This is a genomic window from Rhizobacter sp. P5_A1 (assembly GCF_056400745.1).
Window position 1 is genome coordinate 83,834 of record NZ_JBFUKR010000019.1, and the last position, 10,214, is coordinate 94,047.

Consider the following 10,214-nt stretch of genomic DNA (forward strand, 5'->3'; position numbering starts at 1 on the left):
GTTCGTCCTTGGTCGATTCAGGCGGCGTGCGCGGTCGCGGTGCTGCGGCGCACCGCGTTCGCGGAGGCCTTGAACGGCTCGAGGCCGACACGCTTGACGGTGTCGATGAACAGCTCGTTCGCCGCGCGCTGGCCGCGATAGGTCTCGACCACCGACTCGATCACGTCGGCGACCTCGTCGGCCGCGAACGACGGGCCGATCACCTTGCCGGGCACCGAGGCGCCGCTGATGGTCGAGCCGTCGGAACCGCCGAGCGAGACCTGATACCACTCCTTGCCGTCCTTGTCGACGCCGAGGATGCCGATGTGGCCGCTGTGGTGGTGACCGCAGGAGTTGATGCAGCCGCTGATGTGCAGGTCGATGTTGCCGATGTCGTAGAGCTCGTCGATCTCGTCGAAGCGCTGCATGAGCTCCTCGGCGATCGGGATCGAGCGCGCATTCGCGAGTGCGCAGAAGTCACCGCCAGGGCAGGCGATCATGTCGGTCAGCAGGCCGATGTTCGGCGTCGCGAAACTGGCGTCGCGCGCGGCCTGCCACAACGCGTGCAGGTCACGCTCGAGCACCCAGGGCAGCAGCAGGTTCTGGTCGTGCGTGACGCGCAGCTCGCCATGGCTGAAGCGCTCCGCGATCGCGGCGGCGGCGTCCATCTGGTCGGCGGTCGCGTCGCCCGGCGCCTGGCCGGCGCGCTTCAGCGACAAGGTCACCGTGCGATAGCCGGCGAGCTTGTGCCCGTGCACGTTGCGTTCGAGCCAGCGGCCGAAAGCCTTCGGTGCGTCGAACGCCGCGCTCGGCGCTTCGTTCACCGCGGCAACGCCCTCCGGCAACCGGAAGCCCTGCGCCACACGGTCGAACTCGGCCTGCGGCAGAAGGTGGGCCGTGCCGGCCACGTCGTTCTCGAGGATGTCGTTGAACTCCTCGTTCACCGCATCGATGAACTTCTGGCCTTCGGCCTTCACGAGGATCTTGATGCGCGCCTTGTAGAGGTTGTCGCGCCGGCCGTAGCGGTTGTAGACACGCACGATGGCCTCGATGAACACGAGAATCTGCTGCCACGGCAGGAACTCGCGGATCGTGATGCCGATGATCGGCGTGCGGCCCATGCCACCGCCGACCAGCACCTTGAAGCCGACCGCGCCGGTTTCGTCCTTCAGCAGCTGCAGGCCGATGTCGTGCCAGCCGATCGCGGCGCGGTCTTCGGTCGCGCCGGTGATCGCGATCTTGAACTTGCGCGGCAGGAACGCGAACTCGGGGTGCAGCGTGCTCCACTGGCGCAGCAGCTCGGCGTAGGGGCGCGGGTCGACGACCTCGTCGGGCGCGACGCCGGCCAGCGCGTCGCTGGTGATGTTGCGGATGCAGTTGCCGCTGGTCTGGATGCCGTGCATGTCGACGGCCGCAAGCGCGTCCATCACGTCGGCGGCCCGGGTCAGCGGGATCCAGTTGAACTGCAGGTTCTGGCGCGTCGTGAAGTGGCCGTAGCCGCGGTCGTACTCGCGCGCGATCGTGCCCAGCGTGCGCAGCTGCGCGGCGCTCAGTTCGCCGTACGGCACGGCGATGCGCAACATCGGCGCATGGCGCTGCACATACCAGCCGTTCTGCAGGCGCAGCGCGCGGAACTCGTCTTCGGGCAACTTGCCCGCGAGGTTGCGTTCGAGCTGGTCGCGGAATTGTGCGGCGCGTTGGTGGACGAACTGCTTGTCGAATTCGGTGTACTGATACATCAGGCCTCCTGCCGGGCCGCCCCAAAGGGGGCCTGCGCCCCCGCGGGGGGCAACGAACGAAGTGAGTGTGGGGGTCGCATCAGGTGATCACTTTCAATCCGGCGCTCACGAGGGCGAGGCACAGCAGCGTGCGCACGAATGTTTCGGGCATCCGGCGGGTCAGCTGCGCGCCGATCCAGATGCCGGGGATGGAGCCGATCAGCAGCGCGCCGAGCAGGCCCCAGTTCACATGGCCCAGGGTCGCGTGGCCGATGCCGGCGACGAGTGTCAGCGGCACCGCGTGGGCGATGTCGGTGCCGACGATTTGATGCGATTTCAGGCGCGGGTAGAGCAACAGGATCAGCGTCGCGCCGATCGCGCCCGCGCCGATCGAGCTCAGCGACACCAGCACGCCGAGGATCAGCCCGCAGCCGACCGTCAGCCACGGCTTGCGATGCTCGGGGATCCAGCGCTCGAGCCGCAGGCCCAGGCCCTGCCAGACGCGCTTGTAAGCCACGGTCACCGCCGTCAGCAGCAGCGCGACGCCGAGCGTCACGGTCAGCGCGGCGGCCCAGCCCTTGGTCACGCCGGTCAGGTGCATCAGCGCGATCGTCGCCAGCGACGCCGGGATGCTGCCGGCCAGCAACAGCCCGGTGATGCGCCACTGCACATGGCCGGCCTGGTGGTGCGAGGCCGAGCCCGCGGTCTTCGTGATCGCGGCGAACCACAGGTCGGTGCCGATTGCGACCGCCGGGTGCAGCCGGAAGACCGACAGCAGCAGCGGCGTCATCAGCGAGCCGCCTCCCACGCCGGTCAGCCCGACAATCGCGCCGACGCCGAAGCCGCTGACAATCGCGATCCAGTCCATTCAGTTCATGCGCCCGCAATGGCGCCACAGCAGCGCCGAAGTACGGGAATGTACGGAGCGCTCATATATTCTGGAAGAACATTATCAATTTTTGCTTATTCGATAGAGACATAAAGGCGAGCCCGGTCTCACCGGCTCGCAGGCGCTGGCTCCGAGCCGGCACGGGCCTGGCATTGGCAGCGCTGGCCGGCTGCCAGACGGCGCCTCGGCCCGCGCCGCAGGCGGCCCCGACGGTTCCGCAGCCACCACCGCCGCCCGAGCCGGTTCCGATCGCTGCGCCGAAGCCACCGCGCATCGGCCTGGCGCTCGGCGGCGGCGCGGCGCGCGGCTTTGCGCACATCGGCGTGATTCAGGTGCTCGAAGAGAACGGCATCAGGCCGGACGTCGTCGCCGGCACCTCGGCCGGCAGCCTGGTCGCGGCACTCTACGCCTCTGGCAAGAGCGGGGCGCAGCTCGCGGCGCTGGCCGAGTCGATGGACGAATCGGCCTTCGCCGACTGGTCGTTCCCCGGCCGCGGGTTGATCCGTGGCGAGGGGCTGGCGAAGTACGTCCGTGCCAACACCGGCGGGCTGCGCATCGAGCAGATGCGCATGCCGCTCGGCATCGTCGCGACCGACCTCGACAGCGGCGAGGCGATCCTGTTCCAGCGCGGCGACCCCGGCATCGCGGTGCGCGCGTCGAGCGCGGTGCCGGCCGTGTTCCAGCCGGTGCGCATCGGCTTGCGCGAGTATGTCGACGGCGGGCTGGTCGCACCGGTGCCGGTGCGCTTCGCGCGGCAGATGGGCGCTGACCTGGTGATTGCCGTCGACATCTCGGCCGCGCCCGACGGCAACGCGACCGGCGACGCGGCGCGCATGCTGCTGCAGACCTTCGCGATCATGGGCCGCAGCATCAACAGCTACGAGCTGCGCGACGCCGATGTGCTGCTGCGGCCGAAGCTGGCGCAGGTCTCCGGCGCCGACTTCACGGTGCGCAAGCGCGCGATCCAGGCCGGGCGCGAGGCCGCACTGGCACAACTCGCGCTGCTGCGCGAGCGCATCGCCGCGAAGACCCGCTGAACACACGGATGCCTGGCGCCGCGAAGCGGGCCGAGCGCCGGGCCGCCCCAAGCCGGCCCGCATCCCCTCGGGGGATCGGGCGCCGTACCCGGCGACCGAGGGGCTCCAGAAAATCGGCCCGGTGCATCGCTGCAGCGGGCCGAAAGGTACCTTGAGTGATCAGAGGGTACCGAGGAGACAACCTTCAGGAAGCCGCAAGCCAAGGCCCGCGGTCCCGTTCAGATGGACCTGGTACCGTGGAAGTTCAAGCCGTCAACAAAAGTTTACCGAGCTCGAGTTCCGACCCCGATGGCGAGCTCAGGCAGCGCGCTTGACCTTGGTGGCCTTGGTCGCGGTGGCGCTGATCGCCTGGAAGTTCGCTTCGGCGGTTTCGGTCGCCTGCTTGACGGCCTTCTGCACGCCTTCGAACGCGTTGTTCGCGGCGGCGACGGCCGACTTGACCAGCGCAACAGCGTTTTCGCTGCCGGCCGGGGCGTTCTTGACCGCGCTGTCGACGACCGACAGGAACTTCGACTGCGCTTCGGCGGCGGTGGCTTCGGCAACCTTCGTGACTTCGGCGCCGGTGGCGGCGGCGATGTCATACAGGTGACGGCTGTACGCGGCGGCCTTTTCGGCGGCCGGCTGCAACAGGCTGGCTTGCAGCGTCAGGAACTCTTGCGCGTCCTTGGCCGACAGCGCGGCCTTGGTGTTCTCGGCGGCTTCGCCGATCGCGGCACGCGCCACTTGCAGGTTCAGCTCGACGAGCTTCTCGACGCCTTCGAAAGCCTTGTTGGTCAGGCCGAAGAGGACTTCGACATTCGACTTTTGGGCGGCCATCAGTTGTTCGGCGGTCATCATGGTGAGAGTCTCCAGAAGGTGGGGTTGAGAGGGAAGTGGGTCACTGCGTGGGATTGCTCTCGCGCAGAAATGCTGCACTGCAACATGGACGCTAGTGTAGTGCGCGTTTGTGGCACTTTCAAGTCATTTTTGCTGCGGTGCAACAATCTAGTCGGGAACCTCTAGGGGTGCCCCGCGCCGCACCATGCCGGGGGCACCGGCACAATCGCGCGAGCCATGCCGACGCCCGCTGCGATGCAAGCCTTCTACGCCGACCAGTTCGTGTTGCCGCTGCCGGCCGGGCATCGCTTTCCGATGTCGAAGTACCGCCTGTTGCGCGAGCGGCTCGACGGCCTGGCCGACCTGCAGATGTGCCAGGCCGTGCCGGCCAGCGACGGCGAGCTCGCGCTCGCGCACACGCCCGACTACCTCTCGGCCATCGTCAACGGCACGCTTGGAGCCGCGCAGCAGCGCGAGATCGGGTTCCCGTGGACCGAGGCGATGGTCGAGCGCGCGCGGCGCTCGGTCGGCGCGACGATCGGCGCCGCGCGCGCCGCGCTCGCGAGCGGTGTCGCGGCGAACCTGGCCGGCGGCACGCACCATGCCAGCGCCGACAAGGGCGGCGGCTACTGCGTCTTCAACGACGCCGCGGTGGCGGCGCGGCTCATGCAGGCCGAGGGCCACCGCACGCGACGACAGCTGCTGCGCGTCGCGATCGTCGACCTCGACGTCCACCAGGGCAACGGCAGCGCGTCGATCTTCGCCGAGGACCCGACCGTGTTCACGCTGTCGCTGCACGGCGCGAAGAACTTTCCGTTCCGCAAGGCGCGCAGCGACCTCGATGTCGAGCTCCCCGACGGCTGCGGCGACGAGCCCTACCTGCGCGCGCTCGACACCGCGCTCGACACGCTCTGGCGCCGCCACGAACGCGCGCCACCCGGGCTGATCTTCTACCTCGCCGGTGCCGACCCGCACGAAGGGGATCGGCTCGGCCGCCTGAAGCTGACGACCGCGGGATTGGCCGAACGCGACCGGCGCGTGCTCGCCGCGGCGCGCGAGCGGCGCATCCCGGTCGCGTTGTCGATGGCCGGCGGCTACGGCCGCGATGTCGACGACACGGTGCGCGTTCACCTCGGCACGATCGCCGCCGCGATCGCGAGCTGGCGGCAATGGAACAATGCGGCGCCATGAGCACAGATTGCCCACCCCGTGGCCGCGCGGCGCCGCAGCCACGCGACGCCTATCGCCACTTCAGCGGCATCTCGACGCGCTGGATGGACAACGACGCCTACGGCCACATCAACAACGTCGTCTACTACAGCTACTTCGACACGGTCGTGAACCGCTACCTGATCGAGGCCGGCGCGCTCGATGTCGAGCGCAGCCCGGTGATCGGGCTGGTCGTCGAGACCCACTGCAACTACTTCGCGTCGCTCGCCTTCCCTCAGACGGTCGAGGCCGGGCTGCGGGTCGCGCAGCTCGGCACGTCGAGCGTGCGCTACGAGATCGGCCTGTTCGGTGCCGGCGAGCCGCTGGCCGCGGCCTGCGGGCATTTCGTCCACGTCTATGTCGACCGCGTCACGCGCCGCCCCGCGCCGCTGCCGCCCACCCTGATCCACACCTTGCAAGGACTGCTGTGACCACATTGGACCCCGCGTCGGACCCTGCGCCGACCCCCGAGCAGACCGCCGCGGTCGACACCGCGATCCGCACGCGCCGCTCGCTGCGCGCGTTCCTGCCGACGCCGGTGCCGCGCGCGGCGATCGAGCAGATCCTCGCGGTCGCTGCGCGCGCGCCTTCGGGCACGAACACGCAGCCGTGGAAGGTCTACGTGCTGACCGGTGGCGCGAAGATCGAACTCTCGCGCAAGCTCACCGCCGCCTACGACGACCCGGCAGAGCGCGCTCGGCACACCGAGGAGTACGCGTACTACCCGACCGAATGGAAGTCGCCGTTCATCGACCGCCGCCGCAAGGTCGGCTGGGACCTGTACGGCCTGCTGGAGATTGCGAAGACCGACAAGGCGCGGATGCATGCGCAGCACCGCCGCAACTACGAGTTCTTCGGCGCGCCGGTCGGCCTGATCTTCACGATCGACCGCGTGATGCAGCAGGGCAGCTGGCTCGACTACGGCATGTTCCTGCAGAGCATCATGGTCGCCGCGCGCGGCCGCGGTCTCGACACCTGCCCGCAGGCCGCGTTCACGCAGTTCCATCGCATCATCAGCGCGCATGTCGGCGCGTCGGCCGACGAGCAGGTCGTCTGCGGCATGTCGCTGGGCTGGGCCGACCCCGACGCGATCGAGAACACGCTGGTGACCGAGCGCGAGCCGGTCGCCGCATTCACGCGCTTCATCGAATGAGCGCCGCCATGACGGCGGTTCCCTCGGTCCTCGGCATCCCGATCGACTTCATCCTGTTCGCGCTGACGCTCGCCGGCGTCGCGCTGTTTCATCACCACACGCTCCGCGTCGCGGTGATCGGGCTGCTCGTGATCACCGCGTACAAGCTCGGCTTCAGCGGCTTTCGCGGCGTGCCCGGCGTCGACGGCCTGTTCGCGCTGCTCGGCCACGAGTGGGTGACGGTCGCGAACCTGTTCGGCCTGCTGCTCGGCTTCGCGCTGCTCTCGAAGCACTTCGAGGAGAGCCAGTTGCCGGCCGTGCTGCCGCGCTACCTGCCGGACGACTGGAAGGGCGGCTTCGTGATGCTGCTGCTGGTATTCGGCCTGTCGGCGTTTCTCGACAACATCGCCGCCGCGATGATCGGCGGCACGATGGCGACCGTGCTGTTCAAGGGCCGGCTGCATGTCGGCTTTCTCGCCGCGATCGTCGCCGCGTCGAATGCCGGCGGGGCGGGCAGCGTGGTCGGCGACACCACGACGACGATGATGTGGATCGCCGGCGTCTCGCCGCTGCAGGTGCTCGAGGCCTATGTGGCGGCCGTGCCGGCCTTGGTCTTCTTCGGCATCGTCGCCGCGCGCCAGCAGCATGCGTACCAGCCGATCACGAAGGAGCCGCCGGCCGGCATCGTGATCGACGGCTGGCGCCTCGCGATCGTCGCGGCGATCCTGCTCGCGGCGATCGGCGCCAACGTGTACTTCAACCTGCGCCATCCCGAGGTGCTCGATCACGCGCCGGTCATCGGCATCGCGGTCTGGGTCGCGATCGCGCTGACCGGCTGGGTGCGCCGGCCCGACTGGAGCCTGCTGCCCGGCGCGACGCGCGGCAGCATCTTCCTGCTCTCGCTGGTGCTGTGTGCCTCGATGATGCCGGTCGAGCATCTGCCCAGCGCATCGTGGCCGACGGCGCTCGGACTGGGCTTCGTCTCTGCCGTGTTCGACAACATCCCGCTGACCGCGCTGGCGCTGCACCAGGGCGGCTACGACTGGGGCTTTCTCGCCTACGCGGTCGGCTTCGGCGGTTCGATGATCTGGTTCGGTTCATCGGCCGGCGTCGCGCTCGCCGGCATGTTCCCGCAGGCGCGATCGGTCGGCGCCTGGATCGTGGGCGGCTGGCATGTCGCGGTCGGCTACCTGATCGGTTTCGCGATCCTCCTGTCCACGCTCGGCTGGCATCCGGATGCGCTGCATCGCAGCGCGCCGGCGCCGGCCGCCCATTCCGAAAGCAACGAAAGCAAGCCATGAAGCCCGCCGTTCTTGTCTGCCGCGCCGTCTTCCCGGACATCGTCGATCGCCTGCGCGAACACTTCGAGGTCGAGACCAACGAGGCCGACGTGGTCTGGTCGCGCGCGGAACTGATCCAGCATCTGCAGGGCAAGGCCGGCGTGTTCATCACCGGCACGCAGCCGATCGACGGCGCGCTGCTCGACGCCTGCCCGGCGCTGCGCGCCGTCTGCAGCATGGCGGTCGGCTACAACAACGTCGACGTGCCGGCCTGCACCGCGCACGGCGTGCTCGTCAGCAACGCGCCCGACGTGCTGACCGAGACCACCGCCGACTTCGGCTTCGCGCTGATGATGGCCACCGCGCGCCGCATCGCCGAGGGCGAGCACTTTCTGCGCAGCGGCGCCTGGACGAAATGGAGCGTCGACGCGTTCGCCGGCGCCGACGTGCACGGCGCCACGCTCGGCGTGCTCGGCATGGGCCGGATCGGCCAGGCGATCGCGCGGCGCGGCGCGCTCGGCTTCGGCATGAAGGTGATCTATCACAACCGATCGCGGCTCGACGCCGCGGTCGAGGCCGGACTCGGCGCGCGCTGGGTCGACAAGGAAGCCGTGCTGCGCGAGAGCGACCACCTCGTGATCGTCGTGCCGTACAGCGCCGAATCGCACCACCTGGTCGGTGCCACCGAGCTCGCGCTGATGAAGCCGACCGCGACGCTGACGAACATCGCGCGCGGCGGCATCGTCGACGACGCTGCGCTCGCGCAGGCGCTGCGCGACAAGCGCATCGCGGCCGCCGGCCTCGACGTGTTCGAGGGCGAGCCGAGCGTGCACCCCGATCTGCTGACGGTGCCGAACGTCGTGCTGACCCCGCACATTGCGAGCGCGAGCCTGCCGACGCGCCGCGCGATGGCGCATCTCGCGGTCGACAACCTGATCGCCGCGCTCGGCTTCGGCCCGCACGCCGGCCGACCGCCGAGCGCGTTGAACCCGCAGCTGCTTTGACTTTGTAGGAACGCGCCCACAGCCGAAGGCGCCCAGCCCCGATGCCGCAGGCCGCGCCACGCGTGCCAGCATCGGGCCATGAAGCAGGCGAGCGCAAGGTCGGTTCGCGGGCTCTGGATCGCCGGTGCAACCGTCGCCACCATCGTCATCGCCGTCGGAATCTGCGAGACGACGGGCTGGCCATTCCTGGCTGCACCGATGCAGCAGTGGCTGAGCGAGACGCTGCAACGCCGCGTCAGCCTCGCTGCCGATCCGGCGACGCGTCCGACGATCGCGATCCACCTGCTCGGCGGCATCGACATTCGCGCCGCTCACATCGAGATCGGCGCGCCGCGCTGGAGCCAGACGCCCTACATGCTGCGTGCACGCGACGCGCACATGAAGCTGGGTTATGGCGACATCTGGCGCGCCCGAGGCGGCGCGCCGCTGCACGTGCGTGAGCTGCGCGCCGTCGCGCTCGACGGCCAGATCGAGCGCCTCGCCGACGGCCGCGCGTCGTGGCAGTTCGGCCCGCACACCGACGATCCGGACACGCTGCGGCGGCCGACACAGATCCCCCTCTTCGGTCGCCTGCAGGTCGAGTCCGGCACACTGGTGTACCGCGATGCGCTGATGGCCGTCGACCTCGATGCGCGCTACTCGCTGGTCGACCGGAGCCAGGTCCCGGTCCCTGACGGTGCGGCCCCGCGCCGCGCCGCCGGGCTGGTGTTCGACGCGCAGGGGCACTATCTCAAGCAGCCGCTGCGCATCGGGCTGCAGACCGCCGGCGTGCTGCCCGTGATCGCCGAGGACGCCGCGTCGCTCGCGTTGCCGGTCAAGCTCGACGCGCACATCGGCGGCGCCCACATCCTGTTCGACGGCACCGCGACCGACGCACTGCACCTGACCGCGCTGAAGGGGCGCTTCACGGTGCAGGGGCCGTCGCTCGCGGCGCTCGGCGATCCGCTGCACGTGACCTTGCCGACGACGCCGCCGTTCCGTGCCGAAGGCCTGCTCGCAAAGCAGGGCCTCGTGTGGAACGCCATCGTCGACACCGCGACGATCGGTTCAAGCCGGGTCGGCGGCGCGTTCACCTACGACCCGCGGCCGGCGCGGCCCGAGCTTGCCGGCCGGCTGGTCGGCCCGCGGCTGCTGCTCGCCGACCTCGGGC

Annotated in this window: 10 protein-coding genes; 7 read left to right on the plus strand and 3 right to left on the minus strand. The window is 69.6% G+C overall.

Features of this window, described 5'->3' with window-relative positions:
* Nucleotides 1-17 precede the first annotated feature (17 nt).
* Both AC1DTW_RS19900 and AC1DTW_RS19905 read right to left on the minus strand, forming a co-directional pair.
* Nucleotides 18-1,718: a nitrite/sulfite reductase gene (locus tag AC1DTW_RS19900; RefSeq protein ID WP_477983115.1), complete on the minus strand. Its 1,701-nt coding sequence runs from the start codon at nucleotides 1,716-1,718 to the stop codon at nucleotides 18-20.
* Between the two features lie 79 nt (nucleotides 1,719-1,797).
* A complete protein-coding gene (locus tag AC1DTW_RS19905) occupies nucleotides 1,798-2,565 on the minus strand; it encodes a sulfite exporter TauE/SafE family protein (RefSeq protein WP_477983116.1) in 768 nt (255 codons plus the stop codon).
* Between the two features lie 167 nt (nucleotides 2,566-2,732).
* Here AC1DTW_RS19905 and AC1DTW_RS19910 point away from each other — a divergent pair, with 167 nt between their 5' ends.
* Nucleotides 2,733-3,623 carry a patatin-like phospholipase family protein gene (locus AC1DTW_RS19910; protein WP_477983123.1) on the plus strand — a complete coding sequence of 297 codons (891 nt, stop codon included), beginning with the start codon at nucleotides 2,733-2,735 and terminating at the stop codon, nucleotides 3,621-3,623.
* Between the two features lie 297 nt (nucleotides 3,624-3,920).
* Here the strand turns inward: AC1DTW_RS19910 and phaP are convergent, their stop codons facing one another.
* Complete coding sequence (phaP, locus tag AC1DTW_RS19915; protein ID WP_477983117.1) at nucleotides 3,921-4,460, minus strand: TIGR01841 family phasin; 540 nt, start codon at nucleotides 4,458-4,460, stop codon at nucleotides 3,921-3,923.
* Between the two features lie 234 nt (nucleotides 4,461-4,694).
* On the opposite strand from phaP, the gene AC1DTW_RS19920 reads away from it, so the two are divergent.
* The 6 genes from AC1DTW_RS19920 to AC1DTW_RS19945 all read left to right on the plus strand — a co-directional run.
* Nucleotides 4,695-5,630 carry a histone deacetylase family protein gene (locus AC1DTW_RS19920; RefSeq protein WP_477983124.1) on the plus strand — a complete coding sequence of 312 codons (936 nt, stop codon included), beginning with the start codon at nucleotides 4,695-4,697 and terminating at the stop codon, nucleotides 5,628-5,630.
* A complete protein-coding gene (locus AC1DTW_RS19925; protein WP_477983118.1) occupies nucleotides 5,627-6,079 on the plus strand; it encodes an acyl-CoA thioesterase in 453 nt (150 codons plus the stop codon). The genes AC1DTW_RS19920 and AC1DTW_RS19925 overlap by 4 nt, the downstream gene beginning before the upstream one ends.
* A gap of 5 nt (nucleotides 6,080-6,084) precedes the next feature.
* Entirely contained in the window at nucleotides 6,085-6,801 is a 717-nt protein-coding gene (locus AC1DTW_RS19930) for a nitroreductase (RefSeq protein WP_477983125.1), read from the plus strand.
* Nucleotides 6,802-6,809: 8 nt separating this feature from the next.
* Nucleotides 6,810-8,081, plus strand: coding sequence for a citrate transporter (locus AC1DTW_RS19935; RefSeq protein WP_477983119.1), 1,272 nt, complete (start codon nucleotides 6,810-6,812; stop codon nucleotides 8,079-8,081).
* On the plus strand, nucleotides 8,078-9,064 hold the full coding sequence (locus AC1DTW_RS19940; protein WP_477983120.1) for a 2-hydroxyacid dehydrogenase: 987 nt from the start codon (nucleotides 8,078-8,080) through the stop codon (nucleotides 9,062-9,064). The genes AC1DTW_RS19935 and AC1DTW_RS19940 overlap by 4 nt, the downstream gene beginning before the upstream one ends.
* Nucleotides 9,065-9,262: 198 nt before the next feature.
* Nucleotides 9,263-10,214, plus strand: a 952-nt coding sequence (locus AC1DTW_RS19945; RefSeq protein ID WP_477983121.1) for an AsmA family protein, incomplete at its 3' end; no start/stop codon positions are given.

Excerpts from the sequence above, each read along its gene's own strand:
- AC1DTW_RS19920 (WP_477983124.1), top strand. The coding sequence starts at position 4,695 with ATGCAAGCCTTCTACGCCGACCAGTTCGTGTTGCCGCTGCCGGCCGGG.
- AC1DTW_RS19935 (WP_477983119.1), top strand. The coding sequence starts at position 6,810 with ATGACGGCGGTTCCCTCGGTCCTCGGCATCCCGATCGACTTCATCCTG.
- AC1DTW_RS19900 (WP_477983115.1), bottom strand. The coding sequence starts at position 1,718 with ATGTATCAGTACACCGAATTCGACAAGCAGTTCGTCCACCAACGCGCC.
- AC1DTW_RS19905 (WP_477983116.1), bottom strand. The coding sequence starts at position 2,565 with ATGGACTGGATCGCGATTGTCAGCGGCTTCGGCGTCGGCGCGATTGTC.
- phaP (WP_477983117.1), bottom strand. The coding sequence starts at position 4,460 with ATGATGACCGCCGAACAACTGATGGCCGCCCAAAAGTCGAATGTCGAA.
- AC1DTW_RS19940 (WP_477983120.1), top strand. The coding sequence starts at position 8,078 with ATGAAGCCCGCCGTTCTTGTCTGCCGCGCCGTCTTCCCGGACATCGTC.
- AC1DTW_RS19925 (WP_477983118.1), top strand. The coding sequence starts at position 5,627 with ATGAGCACAGATTGCCCACCCCGTGGCCGCGCGGCGCCGCAGCCACGC.